Consider the following 17,316-nt stretch of genomic DNA (forward strand, 5'->3'; position numbering starts at 1 on the left):
ACGGGAGGTATGGAATGAGGATGTCTCGACGTCAGGCTCTGGCCCTCGGGATCGCAGCACCGGCGCTGCTACGGCTCGGGCCGGCAAGTGCGGCCACAGCCCTGAAGATCTCGCACCAGTTTCCCGGGGGTACGGCGACGGAGGGCGATTTCCGCGACCGGCTCTGCCGGCGTTTCGCGTCGCTTATCCAGGAGCGCAGCAAGGGCGCGATGACGGCCGAGATCTATCCGGGCTCGTCGCTCATGAAGACCAACGCCCAGTTTTCGGCGATGCGGAAGGGCGCGCTCGACATGAGCCTCATTCCGATCTCCTACGCCGGCGGAGATCTCCCCGAACTGAACATCGGCCTGATGCCCGGTCTCGTCACCGGCTACGAAGAAGGTCTCGGCTGGAAGAACAAGCCGATCGGCCAGGAGTTCACAAAATATCTCGCGGCCAAGGGCATCATCATCGTGACCTGGATCTGGCAGGCCGGCGGTGCCGCCAGCCGCGCGCGCCCTCTCGTCGAGGTCGCCGATGCCAAGGGCATGAAGATCCGCGGCGGTTCGCGCGAGATGGATCTCGTGCTCCAGGCTGCTGGCGCCTCGGTGCTGTCACTCCCGTCCAACGAACTCTATGCGGCGATGCAGACCGGCGCGTGCGATGCCGCCCTCACCTCGTCCACCAGCCTGACCTCGTTCCGGCTGGAAGAGCTCGCCAAGCATCTCACGACCGGCCGGGCGAAGAGCTACTGGTTCATGCTCGAGCCGCTCGTGATGTCGAAGGCCGTGTTCGACCGGCTCTCGAACGAGGAACGCGACATCATCGTTTCGGTTGGCGCCGAGCTCGAAGAGTTCGGGCGCACTGCAGCCGTGCAGGATGACGTCCGCGTGGCGAAGGTCTACGAGGCCGCCGGCGCCACCGTCCACGATCTCGATGACAAGACGGTGCGGGCATGGCGCAATCTGGCGCGCGACACCGCCTGGAAGGACTACGCCAGCAAGAACGAGAACTGCGCCCGCCTGATCAAGCTTGCCATGGAGGCCGGCTCATGAGCGCGCATGGCGTCGATCTCGGCCAGTCCGTCGTCCTGACGGCAGCTCGGCCCGGCTCGCCAATCGCGCGGATCAACCGCGCGATGGCAGCACTCAACAAGGCGATCGTCGTGCTCTGCTCGATCGCCCTCATCGCCGCGAGCCTGATCCTCAGCTACAGCGTGGCGGCGCGTTACTTCTTCAACGCCGCAACCTATTGGCAGGACGAAGCAGCCGTCTTCCTGCTGGTCGGCTCGACGTTCCTGTCCACCGCCTTCGTGCAGGCGGGCCGCGGCCATATCGGCATCGAGGCGCTCACCGGCTATCTGTCGAAACGCGGCAATGCGATGCGCACCCTGGTGGTGGACGCGGCAAGCCTGCTGTTCTGCTGCTTCTTCGCCTGGAAATCCTGGACGCTGCTGCACGAGGCGTGGGTCGACGGACAAGTGTCCGGATCGACCTGGGCGCCGCCTTTGTGGATTCCCTACAGCATGATGGCGCTTGGCATGACGTTGCTGACGCTGCAGATCGCGCTTCAGCTCGCCTCGAGCGTCGACGGATGGAGGAACAGATGAGCACGTTTGCCGTCGGACTGATGTATGGCGGAGCAACGCTCGCCGTCATGGCCTCGGGCATGCCGATTGCGCTGGCGCTCGGCGCCGTCGCCGTCATCTTCATGTACTTCTTCATGCCCGCCGCATCGCTCGATACGGTGACGCAGAACGTCTACGAGGAAATGGCCTCGATCACGCTGCTGGCGATCCCGCTCTTCATCCTCAAGGGCGCCGCAATCGGCAAATCGAAGGCGGGACAGGACCTCTACAGTGCGCTGCATGTCTGGATGGGACGCATCCCGGGCGGGCTCGGCATCGCCAATGTGTTTGCCTGCGCGATGTTTGCCGCGATGGCCGGATCATCTCCCGCGACCTGCTCCGCGATCGGTTCGGCCGGCATTCCCGAGATGCGCAAGCGCGGTTATTCCGGCGGCTTTGCCGCCGGCGTGATCGCAGCCGGCGGCACGCTGGGCATCCTGCTGCCGCCGTCGATCACCATGATCCTGTATGCGGTCGCGGCGGAGCAATCGCTCGGACGTCTGTTCCTTGCCGGCATCGGCCCGGGCCTTCTGCTGGTGGTGCTGTTTGCGACCTATGCGGTGCTGCGGTTCAGGACCGAATACGCCGCGGCACAGCGGGCCTATGCGGCCGACCCCACGCAGCATCCGATCCTGTCGAACGAGCGTTTCACCATGGCGATGCGGTTCGGCGCGCTGCCGCGCGTCCTTCCCTTCGTGGTGCTGCTCAGCGGCGTGATGGTCGCACTCTATGGCGGCTATGCCACGCCTTCGGAAACCGCAGGCCTCGGCGGCATCCTGGCGCTGGTCCTGATCGCCTCGATCTACGGCGTGTGGCGCCCCAGGGATCTCGGGCCGATCCTGGAATCGACGCTGAAGGAATCGACCATGCTGATGCTGATCATCGGCATGTCGCTGCTCTACTCCTACGTGATGAGCTATCTCCACATCAGCCAAGGCGCGGCCCAAGCCATCGTCGCAATGCACCTCTCGCGATGGGTGCTGCTGGGCGCGATCCTCGTGCTGGTGGTGGTGCTCGGCTTCTTCCTGCCGCCGGTCTCCATCATCCTGATGACCGCGCCGATCATCCTGCCGCCGCTCAAGGACGCAGGATTCGACCTGATCTGGTTCGGTGTGGTGATGACCATCGTGATGGAGATGGGCCTCATTCATCCGCCGGTCGGTCTCAACATCTTCGTTATCAGGAATATCGCGCCCGACATCCCCCTGCGGGACGTCATCTGGGGGACGCTGCCCTTCGTTCTGTTGATGGCGTTCGCGGTCGTCCTTCTGTGCCTGGTGCCGTCGATCTCCACCTGGTTGCCCAACCTGGTGATGGGTCCCCCTTCCCGATAAATGCGGAGACATGAACCATGCTGAACGACACAAGGTCCGGACGCATCATGGCGCCCGAATTCCTGCAAGGGCTCATCGACACGCTGACGCAGCGCGGCCGCGCAGTCCTCGGCATGAAAGCCGAGCGCGATGCGGGCGAGGATCGCGATCTCGAAGTCCTGGGCGAGGCGCTGCTGTCTCGTCGCGGCGAAGCGTCCGGCGTTGCGATCGCGCAGTCGCTGCTTGCGGCCTTCGAACGGGCCGCCGAGCCGGAGCAACTGAAATTCCTCGCCTCGCTCGCCGACCGGTTCGGACCGGATCGCCGCGCGATCGAGCTTGCGATCGCCGCCTACCAGCGCAAGGAGGGCGGCGACGGCACCAGGCTCGCGGCGCTCCACGCCGCGGCGGAGCCGCGCCGGCAGGAGCTCGTCCGGCTCCTCAATCTGTCGCCGGGCGGGACGTCGTCCCTGGTGCGCATGCGGGAAGTGCTGCTCTCCCTCCTGCGTGAGCATCCCGAGCTCCAGCCGGTCGACGACGATTTCGTCCATCTGTTCTCCTCCTGGTTCAACCGGGGTTTCCTCGTGCTGCGTCCAATCGACTGGAACACGTCCGCCAATATCCTCGAGAAGATCATCAGGTACGAGGCGGTCCACGCCATCCAGGACTGGGACGATCTTCGTAACCGGCTCGAGCCGCCGGATCGCCGCTGCTACGCCTTCTTCCATCCGCAGCTCATCGACGAGCCGCTGATCTTCGTCGAGGTGGCGCTCACGAAGGAGATTCCCGCCGCGATCGGTCCGCTGCTGGACAAGTCGCGCCAGGCGATCGACGCGCGTGACGCCACCACCGCCGTGTTCTATTCGATCTCGAACACACAGAAGGGCCTGGCAGGCGTCACCTTCGGCAACTTCCTGATCAAGCAGGTGGTGCAGGACCTCGCTCGCGAGCTGCCAAACCTGAAGACTTTTGTCACGCTTTCCCCGGTGCCCGGCTTCGCCGGCTGGGTGCGGCGCGAGCTGAAGGCCGAAGCCTCAACCGCGATCGATGAGGAGACCAGGCGCGCGTTGGCCGCAGTCGATGATGGCGGCGACATCGCGCAGGCCAAGGAAGCCATCACGTCGCTTGCCGCCTATTACTTCCTGAAAGCAAAACTTCCATCGGGCAAGCCGGTCGATCCGGTCGCCCGCTTCCATCTCGGCAACGGTGCCCGCCTGGAGCGGCTGAACTTCCTCGGCGATGCTTCGCCTAAGGGCATGAAGCAATCCTACGGCCTGATGGTCAATTACCTCTACGCGCTCGATCACATCGAGACCCACCACGAAGCCTTTGCCGAGCACGGCACCGTCGTCGCCTCGGACAAGGTGAAGAAGGCGCTGCGCGCCAAACTGTCGTCGCGCGACCTCGTTCCGAGCCCCCAAACCAATTCCCAACGGAAGACATCGTCATGACCTGGAACCTGTACGACCGCCTGCTTGCCTCTGCGGATTCCGACCGGTCCGTCTGCATCGAGAAGGAAAACGGCGCCACCTTGAGCTACGCCGAACTCGCCGCCCTCAGCGGCAGGCTCGCGAATTTCCTTGCGAAGAACGGCATCGGCCCGAACCATCGTGTCGCCGCGAAGGTCGAGAAGTCCGTCGAGGCCATTGCGCTCTATCTTGCGACGCTCCGCGCCGGAGCGGTCTATCTGCCGCTCAACACGGCCTATACGGCGGCCGAGACCGAATACTTCATCCGCGACGCGCAGCCGACATTGATCGTGTGCGATCCGAGGGAGGAAGCTGATCTGCGCGCCATGACCGCAAAGACTGGCGGGCGGGTCGAGACGCTCAACGAGCAGGGTCAGGGCTCGCTCGTCGAAGCAGCCGCGACCTTCCCCGCAGGCTTCGATACCGTGGCCAGGGAGAAGGACGATCTAGCGGCGATTCTCTACACGTCAGGCACCACGGGACGCTCGAAGGGAGCCATGCTGACCCATGGCAATCTGGTTTCGAACGCGCTGACGCTGGTCGAGCAATGGCGCTACTCGCACCGGGACGTTCTCATCCACGCCCTGCCGATCTATCACATCCACGGCCTGTTCGTGGCCGGCAATGTGACGTTTGCCGCACGCGCCCGCATCCTGTTCATGCAGAAGTTCGACGCGGAGCGAATTTTGGCTGCGATGGCGCGGTCGACCGTTCTGATGGGCGTGCCGACCTTCTATGTTCGCCTGCTCCAGAGCGCGAATTTGAACGAAGCCACGACCGCGGGCATGAGACTGTTCGTCGCCGGTTCTGCGCCGCTTCTGGCCGAGACGCACCGTGACTGGAAAAAGAAAACGGGCCACGAGATCCTCGAGCGCTACGGCATGACCGAGACCGGCATGATCGCCTCCAATCCATATGACGGCGCGCGCATTCCAGGCTCCGTGGGGCGCCCGCTGCCCGCGGTCGAGGTTCGCATCACCGATCCCGAAAGCGGCGCCGCGTTGGCAACCGACGAGGTCGGCATGATCGAAGTGAAGGGACCAAATGTGTTTGCGGGCTACTGGAACATGCCCGATAAAACAGCGACCGAATTTCGCGCCGACGGCTTCTTCATCACGGGCGACCTCGGCAAGCTCGACACGCGCGGTTATCTGTACATTGTCGGCCGCGGCAAGGACCTCATCATCACCGGGGGCTTCAACGTCTACCCGAAGGAGATCGAGACAGAGATCGACGCCATTCCTGGCGTGTCCGAGAGCGCGGTTGTCGGCGTGCCCCATGCCGACTTCGGCGAAGGCGTCACCGCTGCCGTCGTCCGGTCGGCCGACTCCAAGGTGGACGAACGCGCCATCCTGGAGGCGCTGTCGGGACGACTGGCCAAATTCAAGCAGCCCAAGCGCATCATCTTTGTGGACGCATTGCCGCGCAACGCAATGGGCAAGGTGCAAAAGAACCTGCTGCGGGAGCGCTTCGCCGACGTTTATTCGGCCAAGGTCGGCTGATTGAGAGGCGTTTGACGCAGAAAATGCGGGAGCACCTCTCACATCGCGAGACAGGGCTACGCGCGCTGCGCCGCAAGCCGTGAACGCCACAGCTCCTTATGCTTTTTTCGGCTGCCGCGCGCTCGCCACCAGCACCAGCATGAATGAGGCCGCTGTCATCAACGTCGAGATGGCGGCGATCGTCGGATCGATCTCGTCGCGCAGCGCCGTGAACATCCGCTTGGTCAGCGGCTGGTACTGACCGCCGGAGATGAACAGTGCGATGATCGTCTCGTCCATCGCGGAGATGAAGGCAAAGATGCCGCCGGCGACCACGCTGGACTTGATCTGCGGCAGCGTCACCGCAAAGAAGCTGCGCAGGCGGTTCATGCCCAGACTGCGGGCCACCATCTCCTGCGTCGGGTCAAAACTCTGTAGGCCCGCCAGCACCGAGATCACCACGTAAGGCAGCCCCAGCATCACGTTAGCCAGCACCAGACCGGGCATCGTGGCGACGAGGCCGACCCTGACATAGACGAAGAAGATGCCGACTGCCGTGATGATGATGGGCACCACCAGCGGCAGCAACAGCGTCATGTGGATCAGACGCATGATGCGCAGCTTCGACTGGCTGATCGCATAGGCGGCGGCAACGCCGAGCGGCGTCGCGATCGCCACGGTAAAGAAGGCGACCGTGAGCGTCACCCGCGTCGCCTGCATCCAGGCGGGATTCGAGAAATACTGCTGATACCAGCGCAGCGACAGCGACGGCGGCGGGAAGGTCAAAAACCGCGCGCTGGAGAACGAGATCGGCGCGATGATCAGCACCGGCAGGATCAGAAACACCAGCACCAGCGCGCAAACCGCGATCAGGGCAATCCGTCCGGGCGAGATCGTTCTCATTTCTGCCCCAACACGCGATCGAGCGAGATGAAGCGGCTGACCACGAAGAAGATCAGGAGCACGCTGAGGAGCAACACCACGGCCACCGCACTTGCCGCACCGAACTGGTTGTAGAGCTCGACATTGCGGCTCACCAGCATCGACACCATCACGGTGCGGCCGCCGCCGAGCAGTTCGGGCGTGATATAGAAGCCGAGGCAGAGTACGAACACCATGGTGCAGCCGGCGAGCACGCCGGGCAGCGACAGCGGCAGGAAGATGCGGACAAAGGCGTGCGCAGGGCCAGCGCCGAGACTGGCACCGGCGTGCATCAGGTCGCCCGGGATCTTCTGCATGGTGGCATAGAGCGGCAGCACCATGAACGGCAGCAGGATATGCACGGTCGCGACCACCGTGCCAAACGTGTTGTGCACGAGCGCGAGCGGTTCGCCGATCACGTCGAGATAGCGCAAAAACTGGTTGATGACGCCGGTCCGCTGCAACAGCGCCAGCCAGGCATAGGCGCGGACCAGTACGCTGGTCCAGAACGGCAGCACGACCAGCGCGAGGATGAGGACGCTCCACCCGCGCGGCACGGCGTTGGCGAGATAAGCGACGGGATAGCCAAGTAGCAGCGCCAGCACCGTAACCAGAAGGCTGATCTCGAAGGTCAACGCAAAGCTGCGCCAGTAGATGCTTTCGGTCACGATGCGGCGGTAGTTCTCCAGCGTAAAACCGTCGTGATAGATCGACTGCCAGGCGAGCCAGCCGACGGGCAGCACGATCAGAGCCAAGATCACCAGCAATGCCGGCGACACCAGCGCCAGCATCAGGCCGTCTTCACGACGCTGATGGCGCAGGGAGGGATCTGGTGTCGGTGTCGCCAACGCTGCCTCGCTTACTTCTGCATGAACGCCGCCCAGCGCTTCTCGGCCGCTTCGCCCTGCGGCGAAGACCACCAGGCGTAGGACATCAGCGCCTGCTTCGCCGCGTTCGCCGGCTCGCTCGGCAGTTGCGCGGCACGCTCCGGCTTGATCACGCTGGTCTCGAACGCCTTCGGGTTGCCGGGACCGTAGTCGATGTGGAGCGGCAGATTGGCCTGATGCACGGGGTCGACGGCCTCGTTGAGGAATTTGACGGCGGTGTCGAGGTTCGGCGCGCCCTTGAGGATGCAGAGCGAGGTGCTCTGCAAGATGCCCTGGTTGTAGGTGAAGGCGACCTTGGCGCCCTCCTTGGCGACTGCGCTGACGCGACCGTTCCACGCCATCTCCATGTCGACCTCGCCGTCATTGAGAAGCTGCGCCGATTGCGCGCCGGAGGTCCACCACACCGTGATGTGTGGCTTGATCTCTTCAAGTTTCTTGAAGGCGCGATCGACGTCGAGCGGGTAGAGCTTGTCCGGCGCGACGCCGTCGGCCATCAGTGCCGCTTCGAGCGTCGCGAAGGGGTGGTTGCGCAGCGCGCGGCGGCCGGGAAACTTCTTCACGTCCCAGAAATCGGCCCAGCTGTTCGGCGCGTCCTTCGGGAAAGTCTTCTGGCTGTAGGACAGCACGCTGGAATAGAACTCGTAGGACACCGAATAGGGACTGCGATAGGCCTCCGGCATCGCGGCGCCATTTGGAATCTTCGAGAAGTCGAGCTTCTCCATCAGCCCCTGCTCGCCGCCGCGCAGGCAGTTGCCGGTCGGGGTGTCCACGACGTCCCAGATCGGCTTGCCGCTGCCGACCTGCGTCTTGATCGCTGGCCAGGCGTCGGGGATCGAATCCTGGTTGACGGTGATGCCGAGCTTCTTGGCTGAGGGATCGAGGATCGCCACCATCTGCGCCTGCTGATAGGCACCGCCCTGCGAGACGAAAGTGATTTGCTCCGCGGCCTGTGCCGCGACGTTGCCGAACCCCATCGCCGCGATCGACGCGCCAAGCAACAGATAGCCGTATTTCAAGCCCGATACCTTTTTCATTCGATCCTCCTCTCCAGCCAATTGAGATGTCATCGTCCGATCGCGTCCATAAACTGGTACCAGCCGGCGACCATGCGCACGGCGGGCTCGCGCAACGGATAGAACGGAATTGTCTTGAGCCGGCTTGCATCGAGCAGGCCGACCTCAGGCGTCTCGCCGCGGACGAAGGCCGCGAGGTAACGGCCCATCAGGCTCGACATCGCGACGCCGGCGCCGTTGTAGCCCATCGCGAACAGCGTCCGGTCGTCGAGCCGGCCGATATGCGGCACCGAGTCCAGTGTCATGCCGACGAGGCCCGACCATTTGAACGCGAGCGGCAGGTCGGCGAGATCGGGGAAGATGCCGACCATGGCCTTACGCAGCGCGTCAAAGGCGGATTCGGAGTCCTGCTTGCCGAAGGCGCCGCGGCCGCCGAAAACCACGCGGTTGTCCACCATGCGGAACCAACGCATCATGCGCTTGGTCTCGGTGTAGGTCCGTCCCGTCGGCATCAGCCGTCCCGCGAGATTGCGCGGCAGTTTTTCGGTCGCGATGATGGCGCTGCGGAACGGGATCAGCGTGTGCTGCATATGGGCGGTCGCGCCCGTCAGGTCCGAATAGCTGTTGGTCGCGATGATCGCCTGTTTGGCGCGTACCGTGCCCTTCGGCGTCTCCGCGACGATTCCGCCCTGCTCCCGCCGCAGCTTCACGACCGGGGTGTCCTGGTAGATCGCGACACCACGACGCGCCACGCCGTCGGCAAGGCCGCGCACATAGTTGAGCGGATGGATGCCGCCGGAGCCCGGATTGAGCACGCCGCCGACGAAGACGTCTGAGCCGGTTTCATCGCGCACACCCTTGGCGTCGAGAATGCGGACCTCCGCATCCCCCATCTCGCGTTTCATCCAGTCGGCCTCGTCGATCGCCGCCTTCAGCGTCGTCTCGTTGTGCGCGGCCTTGACCTGGCCGGTGCGCGTCAGCGCGGCGCTGGCGATGCCGAACTCGGAGACGAGCTCCTCGACGATATCGGTCGATTCGTGCGCGATCTCGTACATGCGCCGTGCCATGGCGCGGCCATGCGCGGCATCGATCTCGCGGAACGACAGGCGGAATTTTGCGGTGATCACTCCACCATTGCGGCCGCTCGCGCCCCAGCCGGGCCTGTTGGCCTCGAGCACGACGGGCGCAAGCCCGCTTTTCGCGATGTGATGCGCTGCCGACAGGCCGGTATAGCCAGCGCCGATGATGACGACGTCGGCCTGGGTCTCCCCAGTCAGGACCGGGAATTCGCGCGCAGCATCGGCCGTGCTCGCCCATAGCGAGTTGGCCGATGGCAGCGAGGTCCAATTCCCTGTCATGCGCGCATCCATGCCTTATGCCGCCGCGCCGATCGCCGCGTCCGCAAAGGCTTTCATGGTCGAAAAGTGGAAGTCGGGCTTGGTCAGGTTCGGCACTTCGGGCGTACCGCCGAAACCAGGCATGCCCTGGCGCCGCTCGATCCAGCAGACCTTGTAGCCGAGTTTTCGCGCGATCCCGATGTCGTGATACTGGCTCTGCGCGACGTGCAGGATGTCGGACTGCTTGTAGCCGAAGGCGGACTGCCGCCCCTTGTTGTAGGCGAAAAATTCCGGATCAGGCTTTGCAACGCCTGTGTCGTCGGCGCAGACCGTGTCGTCGAAGGGATTGCCGAGCGCATGCGCGTAGCAGGACAGCGCGACGCGGTCGGCATTGGTCATCGCCACCAGGCGGAATTTGGTGCGCAGGCGCTTCAAGGCCTCGACGGAGTCGGCGAACGGCGCCCAGCGCAGCACTGCGAGCTGGAACACGTCGCAGGAGGCATCGTCGGAGGGAAGCTTAAGCTCCTTTGCGAGATGGCGGTAGACGTGGAACATCACCTCGCTCGACCGTTCTGGATGCAGATCGCGGCCGCGCTTGTAATGGACAAAAATCTGGTCGTCTGAGAGCTCGGCTGGCGTCTTGCCCGAAATCTTGCGCACCGCGTTGAGCACGCCGGTCTCGAAATCGATCAAGGTGCCGACGACGTCGAAGGTAAGGACCTTGAAATTGCTGAACGAGGATGAGGACGGCATTGGGAGCTTCTTCTCTTTAGTTTCGATTGGGTTGCTTGAGGGGATTCATGCGCCCGCTTTCGGCACGACGATGGTATCCTCGGGGTGAAGGGTGACGCTGAGACTGCCGCCGACCGGCGGGATGCGGCGATGCGCCTCGTGATGGCTCGGCTGGCGCAGGCTGAGCGCGGTGCCGTCGGCAAGCGCCAGGAAGAGGCGCAGGCTCTCGCCCTGATAGACCACGTCGGTGACGGTGCCGGTGAGACGGTTGCAGGTGGCATCACCAGCGCCGTCGTCGATCAAGAGCTTTTCGCTGTGAACGGCGAGCATGAGCGCGTCCGAGGCAGGAATCGCCCGCGCACTGCGCAGCACGGCGTTGCCGAGCGCAACGCTGCAGTCATCGAGGCGGCGGACCGGCAGCAGGGTCGCTTCGCCAATAAAACTCGCGACGAAGGAATCCGCGGGGTGATCGTGCAGTCGCGCCGGCTCGTCGATCTGAATCAGGCGACCGTCCTTCATGACGGCGACGCGGTCGCTCATGGTCAGCGCCTCGCGCTGGTCATGGGTGACGTAGATGATGGTCGCGCCGATGCGCCTGTGCAGCGCGCGCAGCTCGATCTGCATGGACTCGCGCAATTGCTTGTCGAGCGCCGAGAGCGGCTCGTCCATCAGGATCAGCCGCGGCTCGAAGATCATAGCGCGCGCCAGTGCCACGCGCTGGCGCTGGCCGCCGGAGAGCTGCGCCACGCCGCGCGCCTCGTAGCCGGCAAGCCCGACCATGGCGAGCGCGGTGCGCACCTTGTCGGGCCATTTCGACTTCGGCAAGTGGCGTGCGCGCAGGGGAAAGGCGACGTTCTCGCCGACGCTCATATGAGGAAACAGCGCGTAGTTCTGGAACACCACGCCGATGTCGCGCTTATGCGGCGGCATCCAGGTGACGTCGCGGCCACCGAAGAGGATCGTGCCGGACGAGGGCAGGATGAAGCCGCCCAAAATGCCGAGCAGCGTGGTCTTACCGGATCCGGATGGGCCGAGCAGCGAGACGAACTCGCCGGCACCAACATTGAGCGAAACGTCGTCGAGGGCGCGAACCGCGCCGTAAGCCTTGCTTGCGGACCTGATCTCGACGCTTTCCGCTCGTTTGTCCAACGATCGACCTCGCCACGTCCTGCAACGGCGTGCCTCACTGCACGCCATAAGCCTGCCTTATATACAAGGACTCGGGGCACTCACGGTTGTAGCGTGCGTCGCACCCAATCTTCTCTCGCGAGCCCAGTCTTTAGGCTGTCATGCCAATGACACCAGAGTTGGCAAAACTCGGCAATTGCCAAATTCTCACCAACGGCATAACATCAAGTTATGCCTGAACTCCGCCGCATGCTGCCTTCCTCGAACGCCCTGTTCGTCTTCGACGCGGCGGCGCGCAACGGCAGCTTTACGGCGGCGGCTGCCGAGCTGAATGTCACGCAGCCCGCGGTGAGCCGGATGCTCGGCCAGTTCGAGGATCATCTCGGCGTCCGCCTGTTCGACCGCAAGGCCGGACGCGCCGTGCTGACCGAAGAGGGCGAACTGCTGTACAGGCGCGTGCTCGACGGGTTTCGCAGCATCGAGACCGGCTTGATCGAGATCGAGCGCCGGCGCAAGGGCACCGAGACGGTAACGCTGTCGGTATCGTCAGCCTTCACCACGCACTGGCTGATGCCGCGGATCGACAAGCTGCAACGGCGCTTTCCCAATGTCGATTTGCGCTTCCAGTTGATCTCGGGTGCGCTGCGCGGCCCGGTCGAGAATGTCGACCTCGGCATGCGCTTCCGCGACCGCGACGAGCCGTATTCCGGCGGCACGCTGGTCATGAAGGAGGTCATGCTGCCGGTGTGCAGCCCCGGCTATATGAGCGAAGCCGAGCCTGCGGAAGGCAACACGATCATCCGGCTTGCCGAAACGCCAGGTGACTGGGCGGCGGACTATCCGAGCTTCCTGACCAGGCGGCGCGGCCCGGCCAAGTCGCTCAGCTTCAGCGACTATGCGGTGGTGGTGCAGGCCGGCCTGCTCGGCCAGGGCATCGCGCTGGGATGGCTGACCGTCACCTCGCACTGGCTGCTCACCGGCGCGCTGGTGCCGGCCTCCGACACGCTCACCACCACGCGGCGGGTCTGCGAATTCTTGCCGCCACGCAACCGGCCGATGCGCCCCATCGCGGCCGAAATCCGCGACTGGATCATCGAGCAGATGCGCGGCGAGATCGCACAGATTGACCGGCTGCATCCACGGCTTGGATTAATGGCCGTCTGTTATTGAGCGTGCCGATCAGCAGCGCGACCATTTGGCCGACGATCGGCTTCATGAATTGCCGACAGATCACGGGTCCGGCAAAGACGGAGTACTCGATTCCGATCGTCGACACCTCCGTTGCCAGGGAAACCGAGTTACTTCGTCTCGTGATGCTGACCGGCCGCAGATCAGAAATGTCGACCTAGGACTCTCGCACTTCTTCCGCCGCGAAGGCAATCTCATTGCGACCGTGAAAGCGCAGACCCTCTACCGCGAAGTGCAACGATTCTACCAGGGCGTTCAAGCGGTCCAAGACGTCGCGATCGAGTTCAAGAGCGGTGCGGCATCGAGGCGATCCGAATTTACGCTGCCCTGAATGGCCGCAGGACCATGTGTCGATTGACATCCTTATAGAGGAGATAACGGAACCGACCGGGGCCTCCGGCGTAGCACGCCTGCGGGCAGAAAGCGCGCAGCCACATATAATCTCCTGCCTCGACCTCGACCCAGTCCTGGTTGAGCCGGTAGACGGCCTTGCCCTCCAAAACGTAAAGGCCGTGTTCCATGACATGGGTCTCAGTGAAGGGAATCGACGCGCCCGGCTCGAACGTGACGATATTGATGTGCATGTCATATCGGATATCGGTCGGATCGATGAAGCGCGTGGTCGTCCATCTCCCGTCTGTGTCGGGCATTGGCGACGGCGGGAGCGAGTCTTCATTTGTCACAATGACATCGGGCTCGGCCAATCCCGGCACGCGCTGGTACAACTTGCGGATCCAGTGAACATGCGCCGGGCTCGAACCGCGGTTACGAAGGCTCCAGGCAGAGCCCGGCGGCAGGTAGGCAAAGCCGCCAGGCCGCAGCTCCCGTTCCCTGTCCGCAAGCTTCAGGCTCAACTTGCCGCCTGCGACGAAGAGCGCGCCCTCAGCGCCCTTGTCCGGCTCCGGCAGCTCGCTTCCACCGCGCGGCGCCACTTCCATGAGATAATGGGAGAACGTCTCGGCAAATCCGGAGAGCGGTCGCGCCAGCACCCAGACACGGGTGTTGTCCCAGTGCGGCAGATGGCTGACGACGATGTCGCGCTGCACGCTGTTCGGTATGACCGCATATGCGTTGGTGAAGACCGCACGGCCGCTCAAGAGCTCCGTCTGGGCTGGATGGCCGCCCTGCGGCACGTGATAGGTTCGCGATGGCATCGCTGTGGCCTCCTACAGATTTCTCGTGCGGTATGTCATTGCGCGGCACTGCTTCGCGCGCGTCATTTTGCGAGAATGCTGTCCGGCGCGAGATCGACCCGCATCATCTCTTCCAGCCAATATTCCTCGAGATTGTCGCCCCCACCCTTTCGGTCGACGACGAAGAACGGACTGGAGGCTTCCAGAACAAGCAGCGGATGGTGCCAGCAGTTGCGGGCATAGTTCACGCCCTGGTTTCCCGCTGCAGCGAAGGCCCGATAGGTTGAGGCGATGCGCGGGTCCGTGCAAACGACGATCAGCCAGTCCTTACCGTTCAAGGGCATGAACAATTGGCTTCCGAGCGGATGGCGCTCCATCAGACGGATCGCGATCGGCGCAGGCCGGGTGGAGGCGACAAACCAGCTGATGTTGATCTGTCCGCCTTCCGCGCTGACGTCGATAGTGGCGAGATCGTTAAAGCGCTGGGCATAGCCTTCGTTGATCGGCAGGGGCGTCAACCCGTCCGTATCAACGACATCGCCAAACGGCGCAAACGCCTCCCTCGTTAGAGGCTCAATCGAAAGCGTCAGCATCGCCACATTCCAACAAACACCCGCGTTTCATGCCGTCTGTGCACCCGGAACCGGCTCATCTCCGCCGACAGCATCGACGAGCCCGTTACTTGAGGGATCAATCTCGCCGTTCAGGATACCATGCGCTTTTGCCCGATCGATGTCGCCTTCCCATGACGCGACGACGACGGTGGCAACGCAGTTTCCGACATAATTGCCGAGCGCGCGGGCAATGCCGATGAACCAGTCGACCGACAGGATGAGCACAAGGCCAATCGCCGGAATAGCCGGGATAGCGGCAAGCGTCGCGGCGAGCACGACGATGGCCGAGCCTGGAACGCCGTGAGCACCTTTCGAAGTGAGTAGCGCAACGCCAAGAATGGCCAGGAGGTCACCCGTGGCAAGCGGCGTGTTGGTCGCCTGTGCAATGAAGACTGCGGCCAAGGTCAGGTAGATGGAGAACGCGTCCAGATTGAACGAATATCCGGTCGGAATCACCAGGCCAACGGTCGACCGCTTGATGCCGAGCTGCTCGAGCTTTCGCATGGTTTGCGGCAGCACACTGTCGCCTGCGGCGGTGCCGAGAACGATCATCAACTCTTCGCGCAAGTACGCGAGCAACTTGAACAGGCTGAAGCCAGACAGTCGCATGATCGCGCCGAGCACTACGATCACAAACAGGACCACGGCCAAATAGAACAGGCCGACGAGTCCGCCGAGTTGCTTGAGCGAACCAATACCGTACTTGCCAACGGTGAAGGCGATCGCACCAAACACGCCAATCGGGGCGAGCCGGACGACGAAATTCATCATCTTGAAAATGATTTCGTTGACGCGCTCGACGAACTCGACGACTGGCCTCGCCCGCTCGCCGCACAAGGACACGGCGCAGCCGAACATGATGGAGATAATCAGCACCTGCAGGACGTCGCCAGAGCTGAAGGCCCCCACCATCGTCGAGGGGATGAGCTTCATCAGGAACTCGGAGACGCCGCCTCCGGCGACCTGGGCCGCGGTCTGGCTGAACCCGCTGAGGGCCTTGGCGTCGAGCGTCTTCGGGTCGATGTTCATTCCCGCGCCCGGCTCGAAGTAGTAGGCAAGCGCAATGCCGAACACCAGTGCGACGGTGGTGACGATCTCGAAATAGAGTAGTGAGCGGATGCCGACCCTTCCAACCTTCGACAGATCTCCCGCCGCAGAGATACCGTGCACGACGACGCAGAACACGATCACGGGCACCAGCATCTTGATCAGCTTGATGAAGCCGTCGCCGAGCGGCTTCATCTGAAGGGCGAGGTCGGGGTTAGCCATGCCGAGAGCGATGCCCAGCAATAGCGCAATGACCACTTGGAAGAAGAGTGACTTGAAGATCTTGGGCACGGCTTTTCCTCGCATGGCTATATCTTCGATTTGGTGCGGCTTGGTGGGCCCTCAGGCCTCCGCCTATCTTGTTGTTGGTGGCGACGTGTCGTCGTACTCGCAAAGGAACGCCCCCTGCCGTGATCGCGCGCCGGCTCGCAGGGGGCTCCATCGGGCATTCGTTGACCATCGTGGATTTCAAGTCCAATATATAGAACGACACGATTGATAGGATTTTCCTATGGATCTCCGCCAGCTCCGGTACTTCATCGCCGTCGCCGAGGAGCGCAGCTTCACCCTCGCCGCCCGGCGGCTGAACCTTTCCCAGCCACCGCTGAGCCAGCACATCCAAACGCTGGAGGCAGAGCTCAAGACGCAGCTTCTCCACAGGACCAGCCGCCGGGTCGAACTGACCCAGGCCGGCGAAGCCCTGCTGGCGCGAGGGCGCGCTATTCTCCAGCAGATCAAGCTCGCAGAAGACGAAGTTCAGTCGATCGGCGCTGGCTTAGTCGGAACGCTTGACGTTGGTGCAACGGGCTCCATCCTGCGCGGGCGGCTGGCGGAGCTGCTTGCCGCCTACCGAAAGATTGCTCCGTCGGTGAGGACCACGGTGCATGAGCAGGCGCCGGCACTGCAGATCGCAGCCCTCCTCAACCGCACGACCAACATTTGTCTTATTCGCGGCGTTCCGACCGAACGCGGCCTGACCAGCAAGCTTGCGTGGCGGGAAGAGGTTGTTCTCGCCCTGCCCCACGCGCACCCGTTGGCCGGGCGCAAGCGCGTTGCGCTCGGCGAACTGGCATCGGAGGATCACATCGTCCTCGACCCCAATAGTTCCGAATTCGCACGCTACGTCCAGAAATGCTGTGTCGATGCCGGCTTTCTGCCGCGGGTATCCCAGCAGGTTGTCGACGCCCAGTCGATGCCGAGCCTGATTGCCGCGGGCTTTGGCGTGGCGCTCGTGCCGCAATCCATTGCGCGCTTCACCACAGCCGACATCATATTCCGGCCTATCAGACCCTCGCCACCATCGGCCGACGTGTTTCTCGTGTTCAGAGAGGACGAGACGTCGATGGTCGTGCACAATTTCATCAAGCTGGCCCTTCGCTACCTAAGCCGGAGCAAGAGTCTGGGCCAATCCTCCAAGAAGCGCTAATCAAAAATCTTGCAGCCTGCGGAT

General features: G+C 63.4%; 16 protein-coding genes. 7 read left to right on the forward strand and 9 right to left on the reverse strand.

Annotation, left to right across the window (positions count from 1 at the left end):
* Positions 1–14: 14 nt before the first annotated feature.
* Genes dctP through KUF59_RS35875 form a run of 5 tightly spaced genes read left to right on the forward strand, consistent with a single transcriptional unit; the run spans position 15 to position 5,887 of the window.
* The gene (gene dctP / locus KUF59_RS35855; RefSeq protein WP_212461388.1) at positions 15–1,034 is read left to right on the forward strand and encodes a TRAP transporter substrate-binding protein DctP; all 1,020 of its coding nucleotides are present in this window, start codon (positions 15–17) and stop codon (positions 1,032–1,034) included.
* Positions 1,031–1,588 carry a TRAP transporter small permease gene (locus KUF59_RS35860; RefSeq protein ID WP_212461389.1) on the forward strand — a complete coding sequence of 186 codons (558 nt, stop codon included), beginning with the start codon at positions 1,031–1,033 and terminating at the stop codon, positions 1,586–1,588. The genes dctP and KUF59_RS35860 overlap by 4 nt, the downstream gene beginning before the upstream one ends.
* Complete coding sequence (locus KUF59_RS35865) at positions 1,585–2,940, forward strand: TRAP transporter large permease (protein WP_212461390.1); 1,356 nt, start codon at positions 1,585–1,587, stop codon at positions 2,938–2,940. Before KUF59_RS35860 ends, KUF59_RS35865 begins: the two co-directional genes overlap by 4 nt.
* A gap of 17 nt (positions 2,941–2,957) precedes the next feature.
* The gene (locus KUF59_RS35870) at positions 2,958–4,367 is read left to right on the forward strand and encodes a malonyl-CoA decarboxylase (protein WP_258767824.1); all 1,410 of its coding nucleotides are present in this window, start codon (positions 2,958–2,960) and stop codon (positions 4,365–4,367) included.
* On the forward strand, positions 4,364–5,887 hold the full coding sequence (locus KUF59_RS35875) for a malonate--CoA ligase (protein ID WP_212461392.1): 1,524 nt from the start codon (positions 4,364–4,366) through the stop codon (positions 5,885–5,887). The genes KUF59_RS35870 and KUF59_RS35875 overlap by 4 nt, the downstream gene beginning before the upstream one ends.
* Positions 5,888–5,983: 96 nt before the next feature.
* On the opposite strand, the gene KUF59_RS35880 is transcribed toward KUF59_RS35875, so the two are convergent.
* The 6 genes from KUF59_RS35880 to KUF59_RS35905 form a co-directional block, all read right to left on the reverse strand.
* Complete coding sequence (locus tag KUF59_RS35880) at positions 5,984–6,769, reverse strand: ABC transporter permease (protein ID WP_212461393.1); 786 nt, start codon at positions 6,767–6,769, stop codon at positions 5,984–5,986.
* Positions 6,766–7,578: an ABC transporter permease gene (locus tag KUF59_RS35885; protein WP_212461442.1), complete on the reverse strand. Its 813-nt coding sequence runs from the start codon at positions 7,576–7,578 to the stop codon at positions 6,766–6,768. Before KUF59_RS35885 ends, KUF59_RS35880 begins: the two co-directional genes overlap by 4 nt.
* 68 nt (positions 7,579–7,646) lie before the next feature.
* Positions 7,647–8,708: an ABC transporter substrate-binding protein gene (locus KUF59_RS35890; RefSeq protein ID WP_212461394.1), complete on the reverse strand. Its 1,062-nt coding sequence runs from the start codon at positions 8,706–8,708 to the stop codon at positions 7,647–7,649.
* Positions 8,709–8,737: 29 nt separating this feature from the next.
* Positions 8,738–10,045 carry an NAD(P)/FAD-dependent oxidoreductase gene (locus KUF59_RS35895; RefSeq protein WP_249140655.1) on the reverse strand — a complete coding sequence of 436 codons (1,308 nt, stop codon included), beginning with the start codon at positions 10,043–10,045 and terminating at the stop codon, positions 8,738–8,740.
* 15 nt (positions 10,046–10,060) lie between these two features.
* Complete coding sequence (locus KUF59_RS35900) at positions 10,061–10,777, reverse strand: HAD family hydrolase (protein ID WP_212461396.1); 717 nt, start codon at positions 10,775–10,777, stop codon at positions 10,061–10,063.
* A 45-nt stretch (positions 10,778–10,822) separates the two neighbouring features.
* On the reverse strand, positions 10,823–11,905 hold the full coding sequence (locus KUF59_RS35905; RefSeq protein WP_212461397.1) for an ABC transporter ATP-binding protein: 1,083 nt from the start codon (positions 11,903–11,905) through the stop codon (positions 10,823–10,825).
* Positions 11,906–12,115: 210 nt separating this feature from the next.
* Between KUF59_RS35905 and KUF59_RS35910 the strand changes: the two genes are divergently transcribed.
* The gene (locus KUF59_RS35910; RefSeq protein WP_212461398.1) at positions 12,116–13,054 is read left to right on the forward strand and encodes a LysR family transcriptional regulator; all 939 of its coding nucleotides are present in this window, start codon (positions 12,116–12,118) and stop codon (positions 13,052–13,054) included.
* Positions 13,055–13,389: 335 nt separating this feature from the next.
* On the opposite strand, the gene KUF59_RS35915 is transcribed toward KUF59_RS35910, so the two are convergent.
* The 3 genes from KUF59_RS35915 to KUF59_RS35925 form a co-directional block, all read right to left on the reverse strand.
* Positions 13,390–14,226, reverse strand: a complete 837-nt coding sequence (locus tag KUF59_RS35915; protein ID WP_212461399.1) for a bifunctional allantoicase/(S)-ureidoglycine aminohydrolase — start codon at positions 14,224–14,226, stop codon at positions 13,390–13,392.
* Positions 14,227–14,288: 62 nt separating this feature from the next.
* Entirely contained in the window at positions 14,289–14,798 is a 510-nt protein-coding gene (locus KUF59_RS35920) for an ureidoglycolate lyase (RefSeq protein ID WP_212461400.1), read from the reverse strand.
* Positions 14,799–14,825: 27 nt separating this feature from the next.
* Positions 14,826–16,157 carry a C4-dicarboxylate transporter DctA gene (locus KUF59_RS35925; RefSeq protein ID WP_212461401.1) on the reverse strand — a complete coding sequence of 444 codons (1,332 nt, stop codon included), beginning with the start codon at positions 16,155–16,157 and terminating at the stop codon, positions 14,826–14,828.
* Positions 16,158–16,377: 220 nt separating this feature from the next.
* Here KUF59_RS35925 and KUF59_RS35930 point away from each other — a divergent pair, with 220 nt between their 5' ends.
* Positions 16,378–17,292, forward strand: coding sequence for a LysR substrate-binding domain-containing protein (locus tag KUF59_RS35930; protein ID WP_212461402.1), 915 nt, complete (start codon positions 16,378–16,380; stop codon positions 17,290–17,292).
* Positions 17,293–17,316: the final 24 nt, after the last annotated feature.

This window comes from Bradyrhizobium arachidis (assembly GCF_024758505.1).
GTDB classification, from domain to species: Bacteria; Pseudomonadota; Alphaproteobacteria; order Rhizobiales; family Xanthobacteraceae; genus Bradyrhizobium; species Bradyrhizobium manausense_C.

Bases quoted from the DNA above. Each gene is read 5' to 3' on its own strand.
- KUF59_RS35890 (WP_212461394.1), bottom strand. From the start codon at position 8,708: ATGAAAAAGGTATCGGGCTTGAAATACGGCTATCTGTTGCTTGGCGCG.
- KUF59_RS35860 (WP_212461389.1), top strand. From the start codon at position 1,031: ATGAGCGCGCATGGCGTCGATCTCGGCCAGTCCGTCGTCCTGACGGCA.
- KUF59_RS35880 (WP_212461393.1), bottom strand. From the start codon at position 6,769: ATGAGAACGATCTCGCCCGGACGGATTGCCCTGATCGCGGTTTGCGCG.
- KUF59_RS35915 (WP_212461399.1), bottom strand. From the start codon at position 14,226: ATGCCATCGCGAACCTATCACGTGCCGCAGGGCGGCCATCCAGCCCAG.
- KUF59_RS35895 (WP_249140655.1), bottom strand. From the start codon at position 10,045: ATGACAGGGAATTGGACCTCGCTGCCATCGGCCAACTCGCTATGGGCG.
- KUF59_RS35865 (WP_212461390.1), top strand. From the start codon at position 1,585: ATGAGCACGTTTGCCGTCGGACTGATGTATGGCGGAGCAACGCTCGCC.
- KUF59_RS35900 (WP_212461396.1), bottom strand. From the start codon at position 10,777: ATGCCGTCCTCATCCTCGTTCAGCAATTTCAAGGTCCTTACCTTCGAC.
- KUF59_RS35885 (WP_212461442.1), bottom strand. From the start codon at position 7,578: ATGCTGGCGCTGGTGTCGCCGGCATTGCTGGTGATCTTGGCTCTGATC.
- dctP (WP_212461388.1), top strand. From the start codon at position 15: ATGAGGATGTCTCGACGTCAGGCTCTGGCCCTCGGGATCGCAGCACCG.
- KUF59_RS35875 (WP_212461392.1), top strand. From the start codon at position 4,364: ATGACCTGGAACCTGTACGACCGCCTGCTTGCCTCTGCGGATTCCGAC.
- KUF59_RS35930 (WP_212461402.1), top strand. From the start codon at position 16,378: ATGGATCTCCGCCAGCTCCGGTACTTCATCGCCGTCGCCGAGGAGCGC.
- KUF59_RS35920 (WP_212461400.1), bottom strand. From the start codon at position 14,798: ATGCTGACGCTTTCGATTGAGCCTCTAACGAGGGAGGCGTTTGCGCCG.
- KUF59_RS35870 (WP_258767824.1), top strand. From the start codon at position 2,958: ATGCTGAACGACACAAGGTCCGGACGCATCATGGCGCCCGAATTCCTG.
- KUF59_RS35910 (WP_212461398.1), top strand. From the start codon at position 12,116: ATGCCTGAACTCCGCCGCATGCTGCCTTCCTCGAACGCCCTGTTCGTC.